Here is a 23,884-nt window from a genome sequence, read left to right as displayed (position 1 = left end):
ACCCCTATACCCCTGCGCCCGTCCCGTACTCGGTCTCGGCGAGCCTCTCCAGCCCCCGCGTGATGACCTCGCCATAGAGGTCGTCCGGGTCCAGCCTACGCAGTTCCTCGGCGAGGCAGTCCCGCAGATTCCTGCGGGGGAGGGCCAGATCGTGCGTGGGCTGGTTCGGCTGCACGAGCGTCGCGATGTTGGGGATCTCACGCTCGAGCTCGATCACGCCAGACTCACGCGTCAGCCTGACGCCGTGAATGCCGCTGGCACCGGATGCGCGTGTGAGGTCGTGACGCACGGGAACATCGAGCTGCATCCCGAGCCACGCCGCGAGCAGCACGGTCGAGGGGGAGTCCACGGCGCCGGCGACCTCGACCGCCGTGATGGGCTCGAACGGCGGCTGGTCGAGCACCGCGGCGAGCTGCGCACGCCACAGGGTCAGCCTGGTCCAGGCGAAGTCGGTGTCGCCCGGCGCATAGGTCGCCGCGAGGTGGCGCAGCGCCTCGTTCGGGTCGGACTGGGTCGACGCGTCGGTGATGCGGCGCGTGGCGATGCGGCCGAGCGGTGACTCGGATGCCACCTCGGGCGCCGTGCCCGGCCACCACGCGACCACGGGCGCATCCGGAAGCAGGAGCCCGGTGACGAGCCCCTCCTGATCGCTCGCCGTCTCGCCGTATGCCCGAAGCACGACGACCTCGCTGGCTCCCGCGTCCCCGCCCACGCGGATCTGCGCGTCGAGGCGGCCGGCGACCTCGTCGGCGCGGCTGTCATCGGCGTCGGCGGTCGAGATCACGATGACCCGCATCGGATGCTCGCGGGACGCGTCGTTTGCCGCCTCGATCGCCTCCTCCTCCTGGCCGAGCGTCGTGGCGATGACGAGGGTCAGCACACGCCCGAGGGCGACGACGCCGCCCTCCTCGCGGATCTTGACGAGAGCCTTGGAGACCTTGCTCGTGTTGGTGTCTGGCAGATCGACGATCATGGACGCCTCCAGGTTCGGCCGTCACGCGCAAGCAGCTCGTCGGCGGACTTCGGGCCCCAGGTGCCCGGCTTGTACTGTTCCGGCTGCCCCTGCGTGGCCCAGAACTCCTCGATGGGGTCGAGAATCTTCCACGAGAGCTCGACCTCCTCGTGGCGGGGGAACAGGGGCGGGTCGCCGAGGAGCACGTCGAGGATCAGTCGCTCGTACGCTTCCGGGCTCGCCTCGGTGAACGCGTGGCCATATCCGAAGTCCATGCTCACATCGCGCACCTGCATGCCGGAACCGGGCACCTTGGAGCCGAAACGGATCGTGACGCCCTCATCCGGCTGCACGCGGATCACGAGGGCGTTCTGGCCGAGGGCCGTCGTCTCACTCTGCGCGAAGAGCTGCTGGGGCGCCCGCTTGAACACGACCGCGATCTCGGTCACGCGCCGGCCGAGACGCTTGCCCGCACGCAGGTAGAAGGGAACACCAGCCCAGCGGCGTGTGCCGATCTCGAGCTTCACGGCGGCATACGTCTCGGTGATCGAGTCGGGGTTCATCCCTTCCTCGTCGAGGAAGCCGACGACCTTCTCGCCGCCCTGCCACCCCCCGGAGTACTGCCCGCGCGCCGTGGACGTCGCGAGATCCTTCGGCAGACGGACGGCGCGCAGCACCTTCTCCTTCTCGGTTCGCAGGTCCTTCGCCTCGAAAGACACGGGCTCTTCCATCGCCGTCAGCGCGAGAAGCTGCAACAGATGGTTCTGAATGACGTCGCGTGCCGCTCCGATGCCGTCGTAGTACCCGGCCCGGCCGCCCACGCCGATGTCCTCCGCCATGGTGATCTGCACGTGGTCGACGTAGTTCGCGTTCCAGATGGGCTCGTAGAGCTCATTCGCGAAGCGGAGGGCCAGGATGTTCTGGACCGTCTCCTTGCCGAGGTAGTGGTCGATGCGGAAGACGGAGTCCGGCGGGAACACCGACTCGACGACGTCGTTCAGTTCCCTCGCCGTCTTCAGGTCGCTGCCGAACGGCTTTTCAATGACGACACGCCGCCACTGGTCGCCGTGCTGCTCCGCGAGGCCGGAGCGCTTCAGCTGCTGCGTGACCTGCGGGAACGCCTTCGGCGGGATCGAGAGGTAGAACGCGTGGTTGCCCATCGTTCCACGCTCACGATCGAGCGCCTCGATCGTGCTCTTCAGCCTCTCGAAGGCCTCGTCGTCGTCGAACTCGCCGGGAACGAACCGAATACCCTGTGCGAGCTGCTGCCACACTTCGTCGTGGAAGGGGGTACGAGCATGGGCCTTGACGGCGTCGTACACCACCTTCTCGAAATCCTGGTCCTCCCAATCACGCCGGGCGAAGCCGACGAGGGCGAACCCGGGAGGCAGGAGCCCCCGGTTGGCGAGGTCGTACACGGCCGGCATCAGCTTCTTGCGCGACAGGTCGCCCGTCACGCCGAAGATGATCAGGCCGCTCGGCCCGGCGATGCGATTGAGGCGATGATCGGAAGACACCCGCAGCGGGTTGAACTCCGAGGTGATTTCCACCGGGGACATGCAGCTCCTTGGCTCGGGACTACTCGGGCTGGTCGGATTCGTTGACGGCGGCGAACAGCGGCACGAGATTGGCCGCGGGATCCGTCAGGTTGAGCGTCAGCACAGGGCGGCCGTGCTCGGCGAGAACTCCCGCGTCGCCGCTCGCCTGCGCCTTGATGAGCTGGCCGAACGTGAACGGACGCCCGGGAATCTCGAGGTCTTCGGTCACGTCCTGCGTGATCTGCAGGAAGACGCCGACGGCCGGCCCACCCTTGTGGAACTGGCCCGTCGAGTGCAGGAACCGGGGACCCCAGCCGAACGTGACCGGGCGCTTGGCGCGCGCCGCGATGAGATCCCTGATGTTCGCGAGTTCCGGCAGCGCGACACGATCGACGTAGGCCTGGATCGCCACGTAACCGTCGTCACCGAGCTGGTCGAGCAGGCGCCCCACCACCCCGTCAAGCGTCGAGGCTGCGGAGACGACGCTGTCGCTTCCACGCACCTCGATGCCCTCGGCGACGAACGCAGCAGGCTGCGGCTCCGGCCGGTTGTCGAGCAGGCCCCGCGCGGCGACCTTCGCAGACTCCACGTCTGGCTGGTCGAACGGGTTGATGCCGAGCAGGCGTCCGGCCACCGCCACCGCGTACTCCCACACCATGATCTGGGCGCCGAGGCTGCCCGAGACGAGGATCTCGCCCTCGTGCCGGTCGGAACGCAGCATGTGATGCGCCTCCGCGTTCTCCACGAGGCGCACGATCTGCAGGTCCGGCAGGTTCTCGCTCAGTTCAGGGGCGAGCGTGTCGAGCACCACGGGCAGGATGCCGGTGCCGAGCTTGCCGGTCGACTCGGCGATCAGCTGCTCCGCCCAGTCGGCGAAGCCGACGATGTGCGTTCCGTCGGCAATGATTCCGAGCTTGTCGCGGCGGGGATTCGTTCCGGCGATCGCGGCACCGAGCACGAGCCCCGGGTTCTCCTCGTTGTCGACGGCGAGTTCGAGCGAGACGCCCTCCGCCTCATTCAGCAACTCGTCGATGTCCGCCCCTGCGAGACCGGATGGCACGAGCCCGAAGGCGGTCAGCGCCGAATAGCGGCCGCCGACGTTCGGGTCGGCGTTGAACACCCGATAGCCCGCCTCGCGGGCCGAGGCGTCGAGGGGGGAGCCGGGGTCGGTCACCACGACGATGCGCTCGCGCGGGTCGATTCCGGCATCCGTGAACGCCTTCTCGTAGGTGCGGCGCTGGCTGTCGGTCTCGAGCGTCGAGCCCGACTTGCTCGAGATGACGATGGCGCTCGTCTTCAGCCGGTCGTTCAGCGCGGCGAGCACCTGGCCAGGCTCGGTGGAGTCGAGGATGGTGAGCTCGACGCCCGCGGTTCTCGTGATGACCTCAGGGGCGAGCGAGGAGCCGCCCATGCCGCCGAGCACGATGTGGTCGACGCCCGCCGCGCGCAGCTCGTCGCGCAGCGCGATGATCTCGGCGACGAGCGGGCGCGAGACCGTGACAGCCTCGGTCCAGCCGAGGCGGATGCCCGCCTCGTGCTCGGCGTCGGCGCCCCACAGCGCCGCATCCTGAGCGGTGATACCGGAGGCGACCATGTCACCGACGAGGGTCGGCACCACGCGGCGCACGGCCTCTTCGGCCGCGCCGGAGACGTGGATGCCGAAGGTCATTTTGCCGCCTCCAGCGCCGTCGTCACCGTCTGGAGCAGGTCGTTCCACGAGACGATGAACTTGTCGACGCCCTCCTTCTCGAGCTGCGCCGTGACCTCGTCGTACGAGATGCCCTGTGCGGCGATGTCGTCGAGCACCCGGTTCGCCGCGTCGTACGATCCGGCGATCGAGTTCTCGGGGATCTCTCCGTGGTCGAAGGTGGCCTCGAGCGTCTTCTCCGGCATCGTGTTGACCACGTTCGGTGCCACGAGCTTCGTCACATAGAGCGTGTCCGGCAGGCTCGGATCCTTGACACCGGTCGAGGCCCAGAGCGGACGCTGCTTATTCGCGCCAGCGTCGAGCAGCACCTTCGCGCGCTCGCTGTCGAAGGCCTGCTCGTACACCTGGTAGGCGAGCTGGGCGTTCGCGACCCCGGCCTTGCTCTTCAGGGCAAGGGCGGCATCCGTGCCGATGGCGGTCAGCCTCTTGTCGATCTCGGTGTCGACACGGGAGACGAAGAACGACGCGACCGAATGGATGCTGGACAGATCGATACCGGCCGCCTTCGCCTTCTCGAGGCCGGTCAGGTACGCGTTGATGACCTCGCGGTGACGCGTGAGGCTGAAGATGAGAGTCACGTTGACGCTGATGCCGACGGCCGTGGCCTCGGTGATGGCTTCGAGGCCCTCGACGGTGGCGGGGATCTTGATCATCGCGTTCGGGCGATCGACCTTCGCCCACAGCCGCTTCGCCTCGGCGGTGGTTCCGGCGGCATCGTGGGCGAGGCCAGGCTCGACCTCGATCGACACGCGGCCGTCGAGACCGCCCGTGGCGTCGTACACGGGGCGGAACAGGTCGCTGGCGTCCGCGACGTCGCGCGTCGTGATCTCGAACACGGCCTCATCGACTCCCGTGCCGGCCGCGGCGAGCTCGCGAACCTGCTCGTCGTACGCCTCGCCCTTCGAAAGGGCGGTGGCGAAGATCGTCGGGTTCGTCGTGACGCCGACCACGTTGCGGTCTTCGATCAGCTTCGCGAGACCGCCCGTGGCGATTCGCTGACGCGAGAGGTCGTCGAGCCAGATGCTGACGCCGGCGGCGGAAAGCTGGGCGGTGGGTGTGGATTCAGTCATTTCTTCTCTTCTCCCTGATCCGGCGCTTACAGCGACGCGATCGATTCCTTGGCGGCGGCGACGACGGCCTCGGTCGTGATGCCGAACTCGCGGTAGAGCGTCTCGTAGTCGGCCGACGCGCCGAAGTGCTCGATCGAGACGCTGCGTCCGGCATCCCCGATGTAGGAGCGCCAGGTGAGCGCAATGCCGGCCTCGACCGAGACGCGCGCCTTGACGGATGAGGGCAGCACCTGCTCGCGATAGTCGGCGCCCTGCTCGTCGAACCACTCGAGGCACGGGGCCGACACGACGCGAGCGGCCACGCCATCCGCCTTCAGCGCCTCGCGCGCCTCGAGGGCGAACTGCACCTCGGAGCCGGTGGCGATGAGGATGACGTCGGGCGTGCCGCCCTCCGCCTCTGCAAGCACGTACGCACCCTTGGCCGCGTTCGACGCAGCGGCGAGCGTGTCGCCGGATGCCTCGCCGTCGCCGCGCTCGAAGACGGGCAGGTTCTGCCTGCTGAGCGCGATGCCCGCCGGGCCGTGACGGCGCTGCAGGATGTTCAGCCAGGCGTATGCCGTCTCGTTCGCATCGGCGGGGCGCACCACGTCGAGGTGGGGGATGGCGCGCAGCGAGGCGAGCTGCTCGATGGGCTGGTGCGTCGGGCCGTCGCCGCCGAGCGCGACCGAGTCGTGCGTCCAGACGAAGACCGACGGCACCTGCATGAGCGCGGCCAGGCGAACGGCGGGGCGCATGTAGTCGCTGAAGATCAGGAACGTGCCGCCGTACGGCCTGGTATTGCCGTGCAGCACGATGCCGTTGATGATGGCCGCCATCGCGTGCTCACGGATGCCGAAGTGCAGCACGCGCCCGTACGGGTTGCCGGTCCACTCGTGGGTCGAGTGCTCGCTCGGCACGAAGGATGCCGCGGACTCGATGGTCGTGTTGTTCGACTCGGCGAGGTCAGCCGAGCCGCCCCAGAGCTCGGGGATGACGCCCGCGAGGGCGTTCAGCACCTTGCCGCTCGCGGCGCGCGTCGAGACGGCCTTCTCGGTACCGAAGACGGGCAGCGCCGCCTCGACCCCGTCGGGCAGCTCGCCCGAGAGCATGCGGTCGAGCAGCTGCTTGCGCTCGGGGTTCGCCTGCGCCCACGCGTCGAACTGCTTCTTCCACTCCTCGTGCTGCGCGCGGCCGCGATCCACGGCCTTGCGGGTGTGCTCGAGCACCGCGGCATCGACCTCGAAGGTCTTCTCCGGGTCGAAGCCGAGAACCTCCTTGACGGCCGCAAGCTCCTCGGCTCCCAGCGCCGAACCGTGGATCTTGCCGGTGTTCTGCTTCTTCGGGCTCGGCCAGCCGATGATCGTCTTCAGCACGATGAGCGAGGGCTTGTCCGTGACGCCCTTCGCACGCTCGATCGCGGCGTACAGTTCCTCGACGTCTTCGCTGTAGACGCCGGTCTTCTTCCAGTCCACGACCTGCACGTGCCAGTGGTACGCCTCGTAGCGAGCCTTGACGTCTTCCGTGAACGCGATGTTCGTGTCGTCTTCGATCGAGATCTGGTTCGAGTCGTAGATGGCGATGAGGTTGCCGAGCTGCTGGTGGCCCGCGAGCGAAGATGCCTCGCTCGAGACGCCCTCCTGCAGGTCGCCGTCGCCGGCGATCACGTAGACGAAGTGATCGAACGGGCTCGAGCCCGTCGGCGCATCCGGGTCGAAGAGACCGCGCTCGAACCGTGAGGCATACGCAAAACCGACGGCTGAGGAGATGCCCTGGCCCAGCGGGCCGGTGGTGATCTCCACGCCGTCGGTGTGTCCGTACTCGGGGTGGCCGGGGGTCTTCGAGCCCCACGTGCGCAGTGCCTTCAGATCGTCGAGCTCGAGCCCGTATCCACCCAGATAGAACTGCGTGTACTGCGTGAGCGAGCTGTGACCGGCCGAGAGGATGAAGCGGTCTCGCCCGATCCACGTCGAGTCGGACGGGTCGCGCCGCATGATCTTCTGGAAAAGCAGGTACGCCGCGGGAGCGAGGCTCATGGCGGTTCCGGGATGCCCGTTGCCCACCTTCTCGACCGCGTCTGCCGCGAGAACGCGTGCCGTGTCTACTGCCTTGTTGTCAATGGATTCCCATTGCAGAGCTGCCACTGGATCTAGACCCTTCTAACGCATGTGGAGAACGGGCCGTTTCGTGAAACCCGCACCAGAATAGAGGTAGCGCGCGCCGTAACGTCATCGGCACCGAGAGCCTTCACCGCCACGCGGCTCAGAGTGCTGGCGCCGCCGCGGGGAGGGTCGCCTCGGTTGGCGAGCACCTTCAAGCATAGTCAACACCGCAGGGGCACGCTGTGTTCCGGCCGGCCCCGGCGCTCTGCAGACGCACTCGGCCGGCGCCCGGCATCCGTGTCTTAGAATTGCCTCGGCACGAAGCCGTCGTGCGTGCCATGAAGAGGAGCAATGGACGTCGCGCTTGAGACAAGACCGCAGTCGCTTCGAGCATTGATCGGGCGTAAGACGCGGGCGTACTTCTCGTTGACGAAACCGCGCGTGGTCGAGCTGCTCCTCGTCTCGACGGTCCCCGTCATGATCCTGGCGCAGGGCGGCATCCCCAACCTGTGGCTCGTTCTCGCGACCGTGGTCGGCGGCTACATGAGCGCCGGCTCCGCAGGGTCGTTCAACTGCTACATCGACCGCGACATCGACCGCATCATGCGGCGAACCAAGAATCGTCCGCTGGTCACGGGTGAGCTCAGCGACCGAGAGGCACTCATCTTCTCGTGGGCCCTCGGCATCGCCTCAACGCTCGTGCTCGGCTTCTTCGCGAACTGGCTCACGGCTGGGCTCTCGGTGCTTGCCATCCTGCTGTACGTGGTCTTCTACACCCTCGTGCTCAAGCGCCGCACGTCGCAGAACATCGTGTGGGGCGGCATCGCGGGCTGCATGCCCGTGTTCATCGGCTGGGCCGCCGTCACCAACTCCCTCGACTGGCCCGCCGTCGTGCTCTTCGTCGTCATCTTCCTGTGGACGCCTCCGCACTACTGGCCCCTCTCCATGCGCTACCGCGACGACTACAAGGAGGCGGGCGTGCCCATGCTCGCGGTCGTCCGTGGCCGCGCGGTCGTGGGGCTGCAGGTCATCCTCTACGCGTGGGCGACCGTCGCGTGCTCGCTGCTTCTCGTCCCCGTGGCGCACATGGGCGTCGTCTACACGTCGGTTGCGCTCGGCGCGGGAATCTGGTTCATCTACGAGGCTCACCGTCTCTACAACCTCGCGATCCGCCACGAGCAGGTCTCGCCCATGCGGGTCTTCCACGGGTCCATCACGTACCTCACGCTCGTCTTCCTCGCGGTCGCGATCGACCCGCTCCTCCCGTTCTGAGAGGCGGGCCGGAGCCCGCACGAGAATCGGCGTGTGCGACGGTGGAAAACCCCTCGACGGCGGGAACAGATCGCTCTACTCTGAGGGGGAAATGACACGTGTTCTCGGCACGCGGCGGCTCGTTCTGGATGCCCCGCGGCGAAGCGACATCCAGACCATCTTCGCGCTGTGCCAGGACGCCGAGATCCGCCGGTGGATCCCGATCGCCTCGCCGTTCGCGCTGAGCGACGCCGAGTTCTTCATCGACGCCTACGTTCCACACGGCGTCGTCAGCGGCGACTACACGACGTGGGCGGTGCGCGAACGGCGCCATCCGCACCTCATCGGGGTGATCGAGCTGCGGCGCGACGTGGCGCCGGGTTCCGCGTCGTTCGGCTGCTGGATGGGGTCGGCTCACCGCGGCCGCGGCTACGCCAGGGAGGCCCTGCTCGCGGTGGTCGACCACGCCTTCTCCCACGAGGGCCTCGCACTCACGCAACTGCGCTGGCAGGGCATCAGGGGCAACGTGGCCAGCGCAAGGCTCGCCCGCAGCATGGGCTTCCGGCTTGAGACGAACGCCGCCACCCCGTTCCCGTTCCGCGGCGAGGAACGGGAGAGCTGGGTCGCCGCGCGAACCGCGGACGAGGGCAGTGACCCCAAGCCCGGTTGGCCCGAGGAATACCTCAACGCCGTCGCGACCGTGTAGCGCCATTCCCGAGCGTCCCGCGGCCGCCCTTCCCGCGACGGCAGGAACCAGCGGATGGCCGGCCCTACGCGCTCGTGCTCGCCACCGCCCCCGAGGTGCGGCTCGTCGCACCCTCCGGCGCCTCAACGGGTTGCGTGAGGTTCACGAGCACCGCGGTGACGGCGGACATGAGCAGCGCCGACAGCACCATGTGAGTGCCGACGAGGATGCCCGGCAGACCGGTGTTCGCCTGAAGCAGCCCGACGCCGATCTGCAGCACCTCCACGACCACGAGCAGTGCGAGGAAGCGGCGTACGGGGCCGACCGCCAGCCCGATCGACGCCCCGACGAGCAGCAGCGTGAAGCCTGCCGTGATGTACGCAGGCAGCGCGTGGATGTGCTCCATGAACTCCGTGTCGAAGCCCGTCCTCAGCGTGTCGGCGTCGCCGGCGTGCGGGCCGGAGCCGGTGGTCAGGATGCCGACGAGCACCGTGATCATGGCAAACGCGGCCATGATCCACGCCGCCCAGGCGAACCACGGCGGAACGGCCAGTACGCGCGCCGAGGGTGTGGTGTGGATGCGACAGACGAGCACGGTCGTCACGATCGTCAGCACGATCGAGAGCACGAAGTGCACGCCGACCATGTACGGGTTCAGCCGGAACAGCACCGTGAAGCCGCCGACCACGGCCTGGACCGGGATGCTCATGCCGAGCCAGAACGTGAGCCAGAACAGGTCGGGCCGCTTCGCCCGCATGCGCATGACGAACAGGAACGCCAGGATCACGATGATGGTCAGCACGAACGTGAGCATCCTGTTGCCGAACTCGATGATGCCGTGGATGCCCATCTCGGGCGTCGTCGTCAGGGAGTCTGCGGTGCACTTGGGCCACGTCGGGCAGCCGAGGCCGGAGCCGGTGAGGCGAACGGCGCCGCCCGAGGCGACGAGCAGCAGCTGGCCGGCGAGCGACAGCCAGCCGATGAGACGCACCCGAGCGTCGACGTGGTCGGGAAGCCACCGGTACAGCGATCTCAGCCAGGTGGCAGGACGCCGATTGCGGGACTTCAGCCCGGTTGAGACACGGTTCACGTGACGATTCACTCTCTGACGCGGTTCATCCGCAGCGAACACGAAGCAGACCCTCTACAAATAGCAGGCTCAGGCTGTAGAATCGTTGAAGGTTCAAGGTACGCGCGGCTGCGCGTGCTTCGCATCGGTTTTTCTTGCGATGCGGCCGTTGGCAGCGCCGCCCACGTCCTTGAACATCTTAGGTACGCACACCAGTCACTCGCACAATCGCGAGACGCCTCGGATCCGCATGACTTCCGAGTCGTAACGTGAGCCGGATTGATAGCCGGTCGCCGTGGCAGGAAAGGTAGATATGTCAGACATCCTGATCGACCGCCCCGAGCTGGAGAGCCTGGGGCAATACGAGTTCGGCTGGTCCGACTCCGACGCGGCGGGAGCAAGCGCCAGGCGCGGCATCTCGCCCGAGGTGGTCGAAGACATCTCCCGGCTGAAGAACGAGCCGGAGTGGATGAAGCAGCGCAGGCTCAAGGCGCTTAAGTTGTTCGAACGCAAGCCCATGCCGTCCTGGGGCGCGGACCTGTCGGAGATCGACTTCGACAACATCAAGTACTTTGTGCGCTCGACCGAGAAGCAGGCCCAGACGTGGGAGGACCTGCCGGAGGACATCAAGAACACGTACGAGAAGCTCGGCATCCCCGAGGCCGAGCGAAGCCGCCTCGTTGCCGGCGTCACGGCCCAGTACGAGTCCGAGGTGGTGTACCACCAGATTCGTCAGGACCTCGAGGCGCAGGGCGTCATCTTCACCGACACCGACACGGCGCTCCGCGAGCACCCGGAGTTCTTCGAGGAGTACTTCGGCACGATCATCCCCGCCGGCGACAACAAGTTCGCGGCGCTGAACACGGCCGCGTGGTCCGGTGGCTCGTTCGTCTACGTGCCGCCAGGCGTGCACGTGGAGATCCCGCTGCAGGCGTACTTCCGCATCAACACCGAGAACATGGGGCAGTTCGAGCGCACCCTGATCATCGCCGACGAGGGCAGCTACGTGCACTACATCGAGGGCTGCACGGCCCCGATCTACACGTCTGATTCCCTGCACTCGGCCGTCGTCGAGATCGTGGTGAAGAAGAACGCGCGCGTTCGCTACACGACCATCCAGAACTGGTCGAACAACGTCTACAACCTGGTCACCAAGCGGGCCATGGCCCACGAGGGCGCCACCATGGAGTGGGTGGACGGCAACATCGGCTCCAAGGTGACCATGAAGTACCCGTCGATCTACCTGGTGGGGGAGCACGCCAAGGGCGAGACCCTCTCGGTGGCCTTCGCCGGCCCCGGCCAGCATCAGGACGCGGGCGCGAAGATGATCCACATGGCGCCGTACACGCAGTCGTCGATCGTCTCCAAGTCGATCGCGCGCGGCGGCGGCCGCAGTGGGTACCGCGGTGAAGTGCGAGTGGATGCTGCAGCGCACCATTCCGCCAACACCGTGCGCTGCGATGCCCTCCTCGTCGACACCATCTCCCGCAGCGACACGTACCCCTCCATCGACATCCGCGTCGACGACGTGCAGCTCGGCCACGAGGCGACCGTCTCACGCGTGAGCGAGGAGCAGCTCTTCTACCTGATGAGCCGCGGCATGCCCGAGGACGAGGCAATGGCCATGATCGTGCGCGGCTTCATCGAGCCGATCGCCCGCGAACTCCCGATGGAATACGCACTCGAACTCAACAAGCTCATCGAGATGGGCATGGAAGGATCCGTCGGCTAAATGTCATCCGCAGCCACTCAGACTGTTATCAAGGATCAGGAGCCGGCACAGCACGGACTGAAGAAGCACTCGGACGGCGGATGGGGACTCGTCCCGGTTCAGACGCGTTCCGAGCGGTTCCGTTCGGTCGAGGTCGCCGACTTCCCTGCCGTCACCGGCCGTGAGGCCGTCTGGAGGAACACGCCAGTCGGTCGCATCCAGCCTCTTACCGCCGGCGAACTCGACGGCTCGCCGTACGAGATCGCGTACGAGAGCACGGAGGGCGTCGAGGTCAGCTGGATCGACACCGACGACGCCCGCATCGGCTCGGCCGGCCTGCCGGAGGAGCGAGCATCCGCCAATGCCTGGGGGGCGAGCCGGAAGGCGCTCCTCGTGCGCATCACCGGTGAGGTGGACGGCGAGTTCACGCTCACCCGCTCGACACTCGGCACCACCCCTCGCGCCGGCCACATCGTCATCGACGCCGCGCCCATGAGCAGCGCCACCGTCGTGCTGCGCAGCCTGGGCGAGGCTCAGCTGAGCGAGAACGTCGAGATCATCGTCGGCGAGGCGGCGCAGCTCACCTTCGTCAGCGACCAGGAATGGCACGACGACGCGGTGCACCTCGCGAGTCACTTCGCCATCCTCGAGAAGGACGCGAAGCTGAAACACGTGGTCGTCTCGCTCGGCGGCAGCATCGTTCGCGTCAACCCCTCGACCCACCTCGTGGGCGCGGGCAGCGACACCGAGATGCTCGGCGTCTATTTCGCGGATGCCGGACAGCACCTCGAGCAGCAGGTATACGTGTTCCACGACGCCCCGCACAGCCGCAGCCGCGTGACATACAAGGGCGCGTTGCAGGGCGAGGGCGCGCACACGGTATGGATCGGCGACGTTCTCATCGGCCAGAAGGCCGTGGGCACCGACAGCTACGAGCAGAACCGCAACCTCGTTCTCTCGGAGGGCACCCGCGCCGACTCGGTGCCGAACCTCGAGATCGAGACCGGCGACATCCTGGGCGCGGGCCATGCCAGCGCGACGGGCCGGTTCGACGACGAGCAGCTGTTCTACCTGCAGTCTCGCGGCATCACCGAAGACGAGGCGCGGCGCCTCGTCGTTCGCGGCTTCCTCACCGACGTCGTGCAGAAGATCGGCGCTCCCGCGTTGCAGGCGCACCTGAACGCCGCGATCGAGGCGGAGCTGGCGGACGCCAGCAGCCGGGCATGAGCGCGGGAACGCGCGTCTGCGCCATCGACGAGCTCACCGAGAACCAGGCGGTGCGCGTCGTGATCGGCGAGGTGCCGATCGCGGTCGTCAAGGATTCCGCCGGTGCGGTTCACGCGATCGGCGACACCTGCACGCACGGCGAGATCTCGCTGTCGGAGGGCTTCGTCGAGGGCGAGACCCTCGAGTGCTGGGCGCACGGCTCCCAGTTCTCGCTCATCACCGGGCAGCCGCTGAACCTCCCCGCCTTCGAACCCGTGCCGGTTTACCCGGTCGAGATCATCGACGGCGACGTCTACATCGACTCGACAACCACGAAAGAAATCTGAAAGAGACATGACTTCCGTTCTTGAAATCCGCGACCTCCACGTCACCGTCGAGACCGACCAGGGCACCAAGGAGATCCTCCGCGGCGTCGACCTGACGATCCGTAAGGGCGAGATCCACGCCATCATGGGCCCGAACGGCTCCGGCAAGTCCACCCTCGCGTACACCATCGCCGGTCACCCCAAGTACACCGTCACGGGCGGAACCATCACGCTCGATGGCGAAGATGTGCTCGCCATGACCGTCGACACCCGCGCCCGCGCCGGCCTGTTCCTCGCCATGCAGTATCCGGTCGAGATCCCTGGTGTGACGAACACCAACTTCCTGCGCACCGCGAAGACCGCGATCGACGGCGAGGCGCCGGCCATCCGCACGTGGGTCAAAGACATGCGCGAGAGCATGACGAAGCTGCGCATGGACAAGTCGTTCGCCGAGCGCAACGTGAACGAGGGCTTCTCGGGCGGCGAGAAGAAGCGCAACGAGATCCTGCAGCTCGAGCTGCTGAAGCCCACCTTCGCCGTGCTCGACGAGACCGACTCCGGTCTCGATGTCGACGCGCTGAAGATCGTCTCCGAGGGCGTCAATCGCGCCAAGGAGAACACCGGGCTTGGGATCATGCTCATCACGCACTACACGCGTATCCTGCGCTACATCAAGCCTGACTTCGTGCACGTGTTCGTCGCCGGCCGCGTGGCGGAAGAGGGCGGCCCCGAGCTCGCCGAGCGTCTCGAGGAGGAAGGCTACGATCGCTTTCTCACCGACGTGAACGTAGGCTAGAGACATGGCTGCGACACTGACGCCAACGCGATACGACGAGATCGAAGAGGCACTGAAAGATGTGATGGACCCCGAGCTAGGGGTCAACGTGGTCGACCTCGGCCTCATCTACGACCTGTCATGGGATGACGAGAACAACGCGCTCGTCATCTCGATGACGCTCACAAGTGCGGGGTGCCCGCTCACGGACGTGATCGAGGAGCAGATCGCGCAGGCCCTCGATGGCGTCGTCGAGGCGTTCCGCATCAACTGGGTGTGGATGCCGCCGTGGGGCCCCGAGCGCATCACGGACGACGGCAGGGAGATGATGCGGGCCATCGGCTTCGCCATCTGATTCGGGCCTTCTCGATTCGGGCCTTCTCGGCCCTGGCCGGCTTGCCGGTGCGACGTCGCGTCGCGCCGGGTAGCCTGCGGACGAGGAGGTCCCGCCTTGTCCGATTCCGTTCCCCCATCCGAGCGCCGAGGTTCGCACGACGCGCGCGTGCGCAGGCACGCGCCATCCCGCCGCGAACTCAAGGTCGCCGACATCACGGTCGTTGAATCGGGGGTGCTGAAGCGCGCCGTCGCGGCTGCGGCGCTCGGCAACGCCATGGAGTGGTTCGACTTCGGCGTCTACTCGTACCTGGCCACGACCATCGCGAGCGTCTTCTTCCCGAAGAGCGAGGGCGGACTCGCGCTCATCGCCACGCTCGGGGCGTTCACCGCCGCGTTCCTCGTGCGGCCACTCGGCGGCATGTTCTTCGGCCCGCTCGGTGACCGGATCGGCCGCAAGCGCGTTCTCTCACTCACCATGATCCTCATGGCCATCGGCACGCTCTCGATCGGGCTCATCCCATCGTTCGCGACAATCGGCATCGTCTCGCCAATCCTGCTGCTCGCGGCGCGACTCGTGCAGGGATTCTCCACCGGCGGCGAGTACGGGGGAGCCACAACGTTCATCGCCGAGTACTCGCCAGACAAGCGCCGCGGCTTCATGGGCTCCTGGCTCGAGTTCGGCACCCTCGCCGGCTACGTGCTCGGCGCGGGCCTCGTCACGATCCTGAACGCCGCGATGCCGCCAGACACGCTGCTGTCGTGGGGCTGGCGTATTCCGTTCCTGGTTGCCGGGCCGCTCGGCGTCATCGGGCTCTACATGCGGCTGAAGCTCGAGGAGACCCCGGCGTTCCAGAAGCAGCAGGAGCAGGCCTCAGAACGAGAGAGTGCCAAGACGCCGATGCTTCGACTGTTCGCCGAGAATTGGCGGGCGCTCCTGGTCTACGTCGGGCTCGTTCTCGTCTTCAACGTGTGCGACTACATGCTGCTCACCTACATGCCGACCTACCTGACCGACACGTTCGGGCGCTCGCCCACGCACGGGCTGCTGCTGATCATCGTCGTCATGATCCTCATGATGTGCGTCATCACGTTCGGCGGCCGGCTCTCAGACCTGTTCGGCCGCAAGCCCGTGCTCATGGGCGGCTGCATCGGCTTCCTGGTGCTCTCGTGGCCGGCCCTGAAGCTCGTGCAGAGCGACAACGTGTGGCTGAGCTTCGCCGGCCTGCTGCTCCTCGGTCTCGTGCTCGTCACCTTCACGTCGACGATGCCGTCGACGCTGCCGGCGCTCTTCCCGACCGTGATCCGCTATGGAGCCCTCTCGATTGCGTTCAACGTCTCGGTGTCGGTGTTCGGCGGCACCACGCCCCTTGCGACGCAGGCGCTCGTCCAGTGGGGTGAGAACGCGAAGTGGGCCTTCGCCGACGATATTCCCGCGTTCTACCTCATGGCCGCCGCCGTCATCGGCATGATCGCCGTGTGGCGCACCAAGGAGACCGCCAACATGCCCCTGCGCGGCTCCCTGCCCTCGGTCGGCAGCGACGAGGAGGCACGGCAGTACGTCGCCGAGTACCGCGACCCGGAATCCGACGTGGCCCAGACGGCGTGGGCGAAGCGCTACGCGGTCTCCGGTCGGCACGACCGGAAGCACCCGAAGAAGTAGCGAGCGGGGCGCATGCCCGATTCCCGCGCCGTCCGCGCTCCCAGCCACGGCCGGTAGACTGTTGCGGTTGCGCACGGGTTGCCCGCATGAGCGGGAGCGTGCGCAGCATCCGACCCCCAACCCCTCACGAAAAGGACGTACGCTGTGCTCGCGGTGCAAGGCCTGGCGATCCGCATCGGCGCGCGCACGCTGATGGAAGACGTCAGCTTCCGCGTGGCGGCCGGCGACAAGATCGGGCTCGTGGGGCGAAACGGTGCGGGCAAGACGACACTGACCAAGGTGCTCGCGGGCGACGTGCAGCCGAGCGAGGGGCGCGTCGACCGCGGCGGCGAGATCGGCTACCTGCCGCAGGACCCGCGAAGCGGCGACCCCGAGGAGCTGGCCCGCACGCGCATTCTGAACGCGAGGGGACTCGGCGAGGTCGTGCTCGGCATGCAGCACGCGACGCTCGACATGGCCAGCGCGGATGCCGCCGTCAGCGCGGCGGCCATGAAGAAGTACGGCCGACTCGAGGAGCGCTTCCACGTTCTCGGTGGCTACGCAGCCGAGGCTGAGGCGGCGTCGATCGCGAGCAACCTGAACCTGCCCGACCGCATTCTCGACCAGCAGCTGAAGACGCTCTCTGGTGGCCAGCGGCGGCGCATCGAGCTGGCGCGCATCCTGTTCTCTGCTGCCGAGACCATGATCCTCGACGAGCCGACCAACCACCTCGACGCCGACTCGGTGGTATGGCTGCGAGAGTTCCTGAAGAGCTACGCCGGCGGCGTCATCGTGATCAGCCACGACGTCGAGCTGGTGGGGGAGACGGTCAACCGGGTCTTCTATCTCGACGCGAACCGCGGCGTCATCGACGTGTACAACATGGGCTGGAAGCACTACCTGCGCCAGCGAGCGGCAGACGAGGAGCGGCGCAAGAAGGAGCGCGCGAACGCCGAGAAGAAGGCGGGCGCGCTGCAGTTGCAGGCGGCGAAGTTCGGTGCGAAGGCCACCAAGGCGGCCGCGGCCCACCAGATGGTGGCGCGGGCCGAGAAGCTGCTCGCGGGGCTCGACGACGTGCGCGAGGCCGACCGGGTGGCGAAGCTGCGGTTCCCCGATCCCGCGCCGTGCGGTCGCACTCCGCTCGAGGCGCACGACCTGTCGAAGAGCTACGGCTCGCTCGAGATCTTCACGGCCGTCGACCTCGCCATTGACCGCGGCTCCAAGGTCGTCGTGCTCGGCCTCAACGGCGCGGGCAAGACGACGCTGCTGCGTATTCTCGCCGGCGTCGACACGCCGGACACGGGCGGCGTCGACCCCGGCCACGGGCTGCGCATCGGCTACTACGCGCAGGAGCACGAGACCATCGACGTGAAGCGCAGTGTGCTGCAGAACATGGTGTCTGCCTCGCCGAACCTCACCGAAACGGAAGCCAGGCGGGTACTCGGCTCGTTCCTGTTCACGGGCGACGACTCGCACAAGCCCGCCGGCGTGCTCTCGGGCGGCGAGAAGACGAGGCTCGCCCTCGCCATGCTCGTGGTCTCAGCGGCGAACGTGCTGCTGCTCGATGAGCCGACCAACAACCTCGACCCGGCCAGCCGCGCCGAGATCCTCGACGCGCTCGCGCACTACTCTGGCGCGGTCGTTCTCGTCAGCCACGACGAGGGAGCGGTCGAAGCGCTGAACCCCGAGCGCGTGCTCGTGCTGCCAGACGGCGTCGAGGACCACTGGAACAAGGACTACGCCGACCTGATCTCGCTGGCCTGATCTCGCTGGCCTGATCTCGCTGGCCCGATCTCGCTGGCCCGACCGCGCAGGCCGGCCCCGCCGCCCTCAACCCGCGGTTCAGCGCGCGTTCGTGTCGAGCAGCTCGTCCTCGACCTCGGCGTCACTCGGCGCCCGCCTGGCCGCACGCCGCGCGCGCGCCTCGGCCTTCGCCCGCATGTCCGGCTCGTCCTCGTAGCGCTTGCGGTACTCGGTGCGGATGGCGTAGCCGAGCCCGAAGAAGCCGATCAGGGCGAAGATCACCCACTGGATCATGTACGACCAGTGCAGCCCCTCGTCCCGGTTGGGCGGAGTCGAGACGACAGGCGTGAGCGGATGCGCCGCAGCGGGCGTCTGGGACTGCAGCAACCCGTACGCGCCCGTGTAGACCGCGCCGCCGTACCGCGCCGCGACGGCGGAAAGCTGAATCGACGGGATCTGGTTGCCGACGGTGGTTCGCCCGTCGAGCGCCGGCTCGCTCGGCTTCAGCCGCACCGTGACCGTGACCGTGCCGGTCGGCGCGGCTCCCACACTGTCCGGGGCATCGCTGTGCGAGCCCGTCGGCACCCAGCCGCGATCCACGACGAAAAGGGATCCGTCGGCGAGCCGCAACGGGGTGAGCACCTCGAACCCCGGGCCGGAATCGGTCGGCCGGTTGCGCACGAGCAGCTGCTTGTCGCGCTCGTACACCCCGCGCGCCGTCACGCGCTTCCACTCCTGCGATGGCGAGAACGCGTCGAGATCGGCAAGAGCGTCGCCGAGCGGAACCGCCGGGGCGTTGAAGTTGCGAGCGACGAGCGCGTTGGCGGCCGCCGCCTCATCGCCGCGGGCGTGCTGCCAGGCCGACAGAAAGGCGCAGGCGATGGCGAAGACAATGGCGAACGCCAGGTACCCGAGCCAGCGCCGGGAGAACGCGAACCGCCAGCGGTGCATCTAGCGCACCTCCAGACGCGCATCCTCGTCATGCACGCCCACCACGCGCACCGGGAAGTCGCGCGCGCCGAGAAACTGCCGCAGGTAGTCGACGTGTTCGTCGCACGCGAGCCACGTCTTCATGCGGTCCTCGGCGTGGATCTTCGGGTTTCGCCAGAGGATGCGCCACGCCGCCGTCGCGCTGCACCCCGCGCGCGAGCAGGCGTATCGCTCGGGCTCGGCTCCCAGCATGCTCATCGCGCCCCGCCGCCCTCGGCCGGGTCGCCGGCTGTGTGCCCACCGGCCGTGTTCTCGCCGGCCGTGTTCTCGCGGGCCGTGTTCTCGCCGGCCGTGTGCCCGTCGGCCGTGTGCCCGCCGGCACCCTGCTCGCCGGTCTCGGGGCGGCCGACGCGCTCCACGTTGCCGGGCCGTTCGACGGCGGGCATCGTATCCTGCCTCACCGCGTTCGCGAGCACCACGGCGAAGTAGGGCAGGAACACCGCACCGAGCGCGGGGATCAGCAACCACCACCCGTGCAGGAAGAGCAGCGAGATGATGCACGGGATGCGAATGCCCATCGCGATCGAGTACTTGAGCATGCGGCGGTGCCGCTCCACCTCGGGGGCGAGGGGGAGGCTCGTGATCGATTGCTGTTTCATAACCGCCTGGGGCTTCACGTGTGAACGGCGCCGCGGGGGAAAGGAGCGCAGCCGCCTGACTCAAGCCTACGTCCACGAAGCCGCAGCACACTGCGCCATCTCACGCTCTGCGCCTCACCTAAGCTGTCTGTCATGACGCAACGCACGGTACTGGTCACGGGAGGCAATCGAGGCATCGGTTTCGCCATCGCCGAGGAGTTCGTGGCGCAAGGCCACCGCGTCGCAGTGACGGCTCGCAGCGGCGAGGGCCCCGCGGGCTCGCTCACGGTGCGCGCCGACGTCACCGACTCCGCGGCGATCGACCACGCGTTCACCGAGGTCGAGACGCAGCTGGGGCCCATCGAGGTGCTCGTCGCCAACGCGGGCATCACCAGAGACACGCTCCTCATGCGCATGTCAGACGACGACTTCGACCAGGTCGTCGACACGAACCTCGGCGGCGCGTTCCGCGTCGTCAAGCGCGCGTCCAAGGGCATGCTGAAGGCGCGCTTCGGCCGCGTGGTCCTCATCTCGAGCGTCGTGGGCCTCTACGGCTCCGCCGGCCAGGTGAACTATGCCGCGTCCAAGAGCGGCCTCGTGGGCATGGCCCGCTCGATCACCCGCGAGCTCGGCGCCAGGGGCATCACCGCCAACGTCGTGGCGCCGGGCTTCATCGAGACCGAGATGACGGCGGTGCTTCCCGAGGCGCAGCAGGCGGAGTACAAGAAGAACATTCCCGCAGGGCGTTTCGCGACGCCGTCAGAGGTCGCGCGGGTCGTCGCCTGGCTCGCGGGCGACGACGCTGGCTACATCTCCGGTGCGGTCATCCCCGTCGACGGCGGCCTCGGCATGGGGCACTGAGCCAGCGCACACCGGCTTCCGCTGCAGCGCGCGCATGATCAGGGCGACGGCCGCGTCCACGTCGGTCTGCGACGTGTCGACGACCACATCGGCGTCGCTCGGCGCCTCGTACGGCGAGCTGATTCCGGTGAACTCGGCGATCTCGCCCGCCCTCGCCTTCGCGTAGAGGCCCTTCCGGTCGCGGGCCTCGCACACCGCGAGCGGCGTCGAGACGTGCACGAGCACGAACGCGCCGACCGCCTCGACACGGCGGCGCACCTCTTTTCGGCTCGACTCGAACGGCGCGATGGGCGCCGCGATCGCGATGCCGCCGGAGCGCACGACGAGCGACGCGACGTATCCGATGCGCCGCACGTTGAGTTCCCGTGAGGCACGGTCGAACCCGAGCTCGCTCGAGAGCAGCTGGCGCACCTCGTCGCCGTCGAGCAGTGTCACCGCCTGCAGGCTCTCGTGCTCCAGCCTGGCCGCAAGGGAGCGGGCGAGCGTGGACTTTCCCGAACCCGAGAGCCCGGTGAAGAGCACCATGGCACCGCGGGCGGCGGATGCGCGCCGCGCCACCCGCAGCGCCTCGGCGGCAGCGGCCGGCGGGTACCGGCGCCGGATCTCCGCCTCGTCGAGGCGTGCATCCTCGTCGAGGCGCGCAGCGCCGGGCACCTCACCCACCTCACCAGGCACCCCACCAGGCACCTCACCGGGCGCCTCGGCACGAAAGACGCTCGTGGCGCCGTAGCGCGCGAGCACGCTGCGCGCATCCGCACCCGGCGCCGCACGCAGGAACGTGTGCGCCCACGTCGGAGCGGGCGCCGGCACGACCAGTCCACGCGCCCCCTGCGGCCTCTCGGCCATCACCGCGCGCACGACAGCATCGTCGCTCGCCACACCCCGCCGCCCCTCGCGCGACACGAGCGCAACCCACAGCACCACGTCGGCACCCTCGGCCCGAATGCGTTCGTGCGCCGCCAGCAGCCCGGCGCGCGTCGGCAGGGCGTCGAACACGATGGCCAGCACGGATGCGGCCGGCGCCACACTCGCGCGAACCTCGCCCGCAGCCCTCCTCAGCGCGGCGTCGCTCGCGGCGCCCGTACCGGTCGCGAACGGCCTGCCGGCGACCACGAGCCCGCTCACGTCGGGTGATTCCACGTCGGCCGCCGCATCGGGAAGCGCGGTGAACTCGGCGAGCGGCGTGTTCTCGCCATCGGTGAGCACGAGCGTTCCTAAGAAGCCGGCGGGCAGCGCCGCGCGCGAGACGGCGATGGGCCCGGGCAGCGCGCCACCGAGCGCCAGTTCGAGCAGGTCGAGATCGGCGCCCTCGAGCACCAGCGCGCTCGCGCTCATACCGCGTGACTCGAGGGGAACGCGCGCGTGGCCGTCATGGTGTCAGGACTCCTTCGGGATGCTGCGGGCCACCTTATCGCGACCGGTCGCCGCCGTGCGCCCTCGCCGCACCAGACGCACCGTCACGACGAGAAGGCCGAGTGCGACGACGGCCGCCCCGCCGAGGATCAGCACGCCGGTCGTTGGCATGCCGAGCAGCTTGGCGCCCGAGCAGAGCAGCAGCAGGAACAGCACAGGCTTGATCACCGCGTCGGGTGCCCGGCTCGAGGCCTGCGCGCCCAGCCAGGCGAGGGGGATCGCACCGATGAGCAGCGAGGCTGCGAGCTGGAACGAGATGTCGCCGAAGATGAGATGCCCGAGTGTGGCGCCGGCCACAAGCGGGATGGCCTGAACGAGGTCGGTGCCGACGAGGGCATTCGCCTTCAGCATCGGGTAGAGGAACAGCAGTACCACGACGATGATCGAGCCGGCTCCCACTGAGGTGATGCCAACGATCAGCCCACCGACCGCGCCGAGCAGCACCGTGGGAATGGGGCGAACCTGCACCTCGGAAAGCGGGACCACGGCGCGAGGGCCGCCGTGCGACGACTGCCACAGCCCAACCCCCGACCGCAGGGCGAGCCCGGTCGCGCCGATCACGAGGGCGATGCCGGCGCACAGCTGAACCGCCGCATTGATGTCGTCGATGGCCGGAATGGCGCGCAGAAGCAGAATCCCGCCGAACGCCGCCGGCACCGATCCTACGCACAGCCAGCCGACCAGCCGCAGGCTCACGGTGTGCCTGCGCAGGTGAACGATCGCGCCCGCGGGCTTCATGAAGAGACTGACGACGAGGTCACTCGAGACGGCGGTCAGCGGGTCGACCTTGAAGACCAGCATGAGCATGGGCGTCATGAGAGCGCCTCCGCCCATCCCGGTCAGCCCCACGACGAAGCCGACGAGTGCGCCGGCGATCGCCAGGGAGAGATCGAACCACTCCATGCGCCTCGCCTTCGCTCATCCTCATTCACTGTCTGCCGTCTTGCGCCACCGCGCAAGGGATGCGTGAGGAAGCCATGCTAAACGCGGCCACCTTTCCATCGGCTCCACGCGGCGTCCGGGTAACGTGGACTACGGCGTCTCGCGGCATTCGGCGGGCGCATGGCCGCCTCATAGGTCGGCATGATTCACTTCTAACCGTATGGAATCGAGTCAGAGCGTGGGCTTTTCGAGCGGGGCCGCCGATCAGGCAACCGCAGAAGCGGTGGCCCGCGAGGCAGGTGAGCTTCTCCTCACGCTTCGAGAATCGGCGGATGCGCGCCTCGCGCCCGACCGGTTGCGCGCCGACGGCGACCGACTCTCGCACGAACTCATCATGCGCCTGCTCGCCGAGCGGTGCCCGCTCGACGCGGTGCTCTCGGAGGAAGGGACGGATGACGCGGCCCGCCTCGACGCCGAACGCGTCTGGATCGTCGACCCACTCGACGGCACGCGCGAGTACGGCGAGTATGACGAATGCGGCGAACACAAACACGAGCACGGCTGGCGTACCGACTGGGCGGTGCACATCGCCCTCTGGAGCCGCGGACGGGGCCTGACCGCCGGCGCCGTTGCCATCCCGGGCAGGGGAGAAGTCTTCGGCACACGAGCGAGCACCGCATCCCTGCCCTCCTCGCGCACGTGGGGTGCGCAGCCCCTGCGCGTCGCCGCCAGCCGCAGCCACCCTGCCGCGATCGTCGACGAGCTCGCCGCCGTGGTCGACGTCGAGCTGCACCGCATGGGCTCGGCGGGCGTGAAGGCCATGGCCGTCGTCACGGGCGAGGTCGACGCCTACGTGCACAGCGGCGGCCAGTACGAGTGGGACTCCGCTGCACCGGTCGCGGTCGCTCTGGCCGCAGGCTGCGCCGCGCACCGCCTCGACGGCTCGCCGCTCGAATACAATCGTGCGAACCCGTGGCTGCCCGATCTCGTCATCGCGGCGCCCGGCGTCGCCGCCGAACTCGCCCGCGTGGTGGCCACGCTGCCATCCGTCGAAAGGAGAACCGTTTCGTGAG

Annotated in this window: 22 protein-coding genes; 11 read left to right on the top strand and 11 right to left on the bottom strand. The window is 68.1% G+C overall.

The window, feature by feature from the left end; all coding sequences use genetic code 11:
* Positions 1-4: 4 nt before the first annotated feature.
* From OSC27_RS04960 to tkt, 5 genes are read right to left on the bottom strand one after another with little or no spacing between them, the layout of a single operon-like run.
* A complete protein-coding gene (locus OSC27_RS04960) occupies positions 5-973 on the bottom strand; it encodes a glucose-6-phosphate dehydrogenase assembly protein OpcA (RefSeq protein ID WP_267180281.1) in 969 nt (322 codons plus the stop codon).
* Positions 970-2,511, bottom strand: a complete 1,542-nt coding sequence (zwf, locus tag OSC27_RS04955; protein ID WP_267180280.1) for a glucose-6-phosphate dehydrogenase — start codon at positions 2,509-2,511, stop codon at positions 970-972. Before zwf ends, OSC27_RS04960 begins: the two co-directional genes overlap by 4 nt.
* Positions 2,512-2,530: 19 nt before the next feature.
* Positions 2,531-4,159, bottom strand: coding sequence for a glucose-6-phosphate isomerase (locus OSC27_RS04950; RefSeq protein WP_267180279.1), 1,629 nt, complete (start codon positions 4,157-4,159; stop codon positions 2,531-2,533).
* Positions 4,156-5,268: a transaldolase gene (gene tal, locus OSC27_RS04945; protein WP_267180278.1), complete on the bottom strand. Its 1,113-nt coding sequence runs from the start codon at positions 5,266-5,268 to the stop codon at positions 4,156-4,158. The genes OSC27_RS04950 and tal overlap by 4 nt, the downstream gene beginning before the upstream one ends.
* A gap of 26 nt (positions 5,269-5,294) precedes the next feature.
* Positions 5,295-7,388 (bottom strand): transketolase, encoded by a 2,094-nt coding sequence (gene tkt / locus OSC27_RS04940; protein WP_267180277.1) that lies wholly within the window; start codon positions 7,386-7,388, stop codon positions 5,295-5,297.
* A gap of 309 nt (positions 7,389-7,697) precedes the next feature.
* Here tkt and OSC27_RS04935 point away from each other — a divergent pair, with 309 nt between their 5' ends.
* Both OSC27_RS04935 and OSC27_RS04930 read left to right on the top strand, forming a co-directional pair.
* A complete protein-coding gene (locus OSC27_RS04935; RefSeq protein ID WP_267180276.1) occupies positions 7,698-8,618 on the top strand; it encodes a heme o synthase in 921 nt (306 codons plus the stop codon).
* Between the two features lie 91 nt (positions 8,619-8,709).
* Positions 8,710-9,303, top strand: coding sequence for a GNAT family N-acetyltransferase (locus OSC27_RS04930; protein WP_267180275.1), 594 nt, complete (start codon positions 8,710-8,712; stop codon positions 9,301-9,303).
* 64 nt (positions 9,304-9,367) lie between these two features.
* Here the strand turns inward: OSC27_RS04930 and OSC27_RS04925 are convergent, their stop codons facing one another.
* Positions 9,368-10,372 carry a COX15/CtaA family protein gene (locus tag OSC27_RS04925; protein ID WP_267180274.1) on the bottom strand — a complete coding sequence of 335 codons (1,005 nt, stop codon included), beginning with the start codon at positions 10,370-10,372 and terminating at the stop codon, positions 9,368-9,370.
* 292 nt (positions 10,373-10,664) lie between these two features.
* Here OSC27_RS04925 and sufB point away from each other — a divergent pair, with 292 nt between their 5' ends.
* From sufB to OSC27_RS04890, 7 genes are all read left to right on the top strand, one after another.
* Positions 10,665-12,083 (top strand): Fe-S cluster assembly protein SufB, encoded by a 1,419-nt coding sequence (gene sufB / locus OSC27_RS04920; RefSeq protein ID WP_267180273.1) that lies wholly within the window; start codon positions 10,665-10,667, stop codon positions 12,081-12,083.
* The gene (gene sufD, locus OSC27_RS04915) at positions 12,084-13,289 is read left to right on the top strand and encodes a Fe-S cluster assembly protein SufD (protein ID WP_267180272.1); all 1,206 of its coding nucleotides are present in this window, start codon (positions 12,084-12,086) and stop codon (positions 13,287-13,289) included.
* Positions 13,286-13,615 carry a non-heme iron oxygenase ferredoxin subunit gene (locus OSC27_RS04910; RefSeq protein WP_267180271.1) on the top strand — a complete coding sequence of 110 codons (330 nt, stop codon included), beginning with the start codon at positions 13,286-13,288 and terminating at the stop codon, positions 13,613-13,615. Before sufD ends, OSC27_RS04910 begins: the two co-directional genes overlap by 4 nt.
* 7 nt (positions 13,616-13,622) lie before the next feature.
* Positions 13,623-14,390, top strand: a complete 768-nt coding sequence (gene sufC / locus OSC27_RS04905; protein ID WP_267180270.1) for a Fe-S cluster assembly ATPase SufC — start codon at positions 13,623-13,625, stop codon at positions 14,388-14,390.
* A gap of 4 nt (positions 14,391-14,394) precedes the next feature.
* The gene (locus OSC27_RS04900; protein WP_267180269.1) at positions 14,395-14,724 is read left to right on the top strand and encodes a metal-sulfur cluster assembly factor; all 330 of its coding nucleotides are present in this window, start codon (positions 14,395-14,397) and stop codon (positions 14,722-14,724) included.
* A 96-nt stretch (positions 14,725-14,820) separates the two neighbouring features.
* Complete coding sequence (gene proP / locus OSC27_RS04895; RefSeq protein WP_267180268.1) at positions 14,821-16,365, top strand: glycine betaine/L-proline transporter ProP; 1,545 nt, start codon at positions 14,821-14,823, stop codon at positions 16,363-16,365.
* Between the two features lie 144 nt (positions 16,366-16,509).
* A complete protein-coding gene (locus OSC27_RS04890; protein ID WP_323373939.1) occupies positions 16,510-18,108 on the top strand; it encodes an ABC-F family ATP-binding cassette domain-containing protein in 1,599 nt (532 codons plus the stop codon).
* Between the two features lie 78 nt (positions 18,109-18,186).
* Here OSC27_RS04890 and OSC27_RS04885 read toward each other — a convergent pair whose 3' ends face one another.
* From OSC27_RS04885 to OSC27_RS04875, 3 genes are read right to left on the bottom strand one after another with little or no spacing between them, the layout of a single operon-like run.
* Entirely contained in the window at positions 18,187-19,038 is an 852-nt protein-coding gene (locus OSC27_RS04885) for an SURF1 family protein (protein WP_267180267.1), read from the bottom strand.
* Complete coding sequence (locus OSC27_RS04880; RefSeq protein ID WP_267180436.1) at positions 19,039-19,269, bottom strand: hypothetical protein; 231 nt, start codon at positions 19,267-19,269, stop codon at positions 19,039-19,041. It lies immediately after the preceding gene.
* Between the two features lie 2 nt (positions 19,270-19,271).
* The gene (locus OSC27_RS04875) at positions 19,272-19,676 is read right to left on the bottom strand and encodes a DUF3099 domain-containing protein (RefSeq protein WP_267180266.1); all 405 of its coding nucleotides are present in this window, start codon (positions 19,674-19,676) and stop codon (positions 19,272-19,274) included.
* A 132-nt stretch (positions 19,677-19,808) separates the two neighbouring features.
* Between OSC27_RS04875 and fabG the strand changes: the two genes are divergently transcribed.
* Positions 19,809-20,516: a 3-oxoacyl-ACP reductase FabG gene (gene fabG / locus OSC27_RS04870; RefSeq protein ID WP_267180265.1), complete on the top strand. Its 708-nt coding sequence runs from the start codon at positions 19,809-19,811 to the stop codon at positions 20,514-20,516.
* Here the strand turns inward: fabG and cysC are convergent.
* Together cysC and OSC27_RS04860 are read right to left on the bottom strand one after the other, a co-directional pair.
* Positions 20,415-21,851 carry an adenylyl-sulfate kinase gene (gene cysC / locus OSC27_RS04865; protein ID WP_267180264.1) on the bottom strand — a complete coding sequence of 479 codons (1,437 nt, stop codon included), beginning with the start codon at positions 21,849-21,851 and terminating at the stop codon, positions 20,415-20,417. The genes fabG and cysC overlap by 102 nt on opposite strands.
* Before the next feature lie 42 nt (positions 21,852-21,893).
* Positions 21,894-22,832, bottom strand: coding sequence for a sulfite exporter TauE/SafE family protein (locus OSC27_RS04860; protein ID WP_267180263.1), 939 nt, complete (start codon positions 22,830-22,832; stop codon positions 21,894-21,896).
* A gap of 217 nt (positions 22,833-23,049) precedes the next feature.
* Between OSC27_RS04860 and OSC27_RS04855 the strand changes: the two genes are divergently transcribed.
* On the top strand, positions 23,050-23,883 hold the full coding sequence (locus OSC27_RS04855) for a 3'(2'),5'-bisphosphate nucleotidase CysQ (protein ID WP_267180262.1): 834 nt from the start codon (positions 23,050-23,052) through the stop codon (positions 23,881-23,883).
* The last annotated feature ends 1 nt before the right edge of the window (position 23,884 follow it).

The sequence above is a fragment of the Microbacterium sp. STN6 genome, assembly GCF_026410545.1.
Classification (GTDB): domain Bacteria; phylum Actinomycetota; class Actinomycetes; order Actinomycetales; family Microbacteriaceae; genus Root112D2.
This window is presented reverse-complemented; position numbering and strand designations above follow the sequence as displayed.

What these genes read in the sequence shown, in the direction of transcription:
- sufB (WP_267180273.1), top strand. Translation starts at nt 10,665, where the DNA reads ATGTCAGACATCCTGATCGACCGCCCCGAGCTGGAGAGCCTGGGGCAA.
- sufC (WP_267180270.1), top strand. Translation starts at nt 13,623, where the DNA reads ATGACTTCCGTTCTTGAAATCCGCGACCTCCACGTCACCGTCGAGACC.
- OSC27_RS04900 (WP_267180269.1), top strand. Translation starts at nt 14,395, where the DNA reads ATGGCTGCGACACTGACGCCAACGCGATACGACGAGATCGAAGAGGCA.
- sufD (WP_267180272.1), top strand. Translation starts at nt 12,084, where the DNA reads ATGTCATCCGCAGCCACTCAGACTGTTATCAAGGATCAGGAGCCGGCA.
- OSC27_RS04880 (WP_267180436.1), bottom strand. Translation starts at nt 19,269, where the DNA reads ATGCTGGGAGCCGAGCCCGAGCGATACGCCTGCTCGCGCGCGGGGTGC.
- OSC27_RS04935 (WP_267180276.1), top strand. Translation starts at nt 7,698, where the DNA reads ATGGACGTCGCGCTTGAGACAAGACCGCAGTCGCTTCGAGCATTGATC.
- OSC27_RS04930 (WP_267180275.1), top strand. Translation starts at nt 8,710, where the DNA reads ATGACACGTGTTCTCGGCACGCGGCGGCTCGTTCTGGATGCCCCGCGG.
- cysC (WP_267180264.1), bottom strand. Translation starts at nt 21,851, where the DNA reads ATGAGCGCGAGCGCGCTGGTGCTCGAGGGCGCCGATCTCGACCTGCTC.
- OSC27_RS04860 (WP_267180263.1), bottom strand. Translation starts at nt 22,832, where the DNA reads ATGGAGTGGTTCGATCTCTCCCTGGCGATCGCCGGCGCACTCGTCGGC.
- tal (WP_267180278.1), bottom strand. Translation starts at nt 5,268, where the DNA reads ATGACTGAATCCACACCCACCGCCCAGCTTTCCGCCGCCGGCGTCAGC.
- OSC27_RS04960 (WP_267180281.1), bottom strand. Translation starts at nt 973, where the DNA reads ATGATCGTCGATCTGCCAGACACCAACACGAGCAAGGTCTCCAAGGCT.
- OSC27_RS04885 (WP_267180267.1), bottom strand. Translation starts at nt 19,038, where the DNA reads ATGCACCGCTGGCGGTTCGCGTTCTCCCGGCGCTGGCTCGGGTACCTG.
- OSC27_RS04950 (WP_267180279.1), bottom strand. Translation starts at nt 4,159, where the DNA reads ATGACCTTCGGCATCCACGTCTCCGGCGCGGCCGAAGAGGCCGTGCGC.
- zwf (WP_267180280.1), bottom strand. Translation starts at nt 2,511, where the DNA reads ATGTCCCCGGTGGAAATCACCTCGGAGTTCAACCCGCTGCGGGTGTCT.
- fabG (WP_267180265.1), top strand. Translation starts at nt 19,809, where the DNA reads ATGACGCAACGCACGGTACTGGTCACGGGAGGCAATCGAGGCATCGGT.
- OSC27_RS04875 (WP_267180266.1), bottom strand. Translation starts at nt 19,676, where the DNA reads ATGAAACAGCAATCGATCACGAGCCTCCCCCTCGCCCCCGAGGTGGAG.
- OSC27_RS04910 (WP_267180271.1), top strand. Translation starts at nt 13,286, where the DNA reads ATGAGCGCGGGAACGCGCGTCTGCGCCATCGACGAGCTCACCGAGAAC.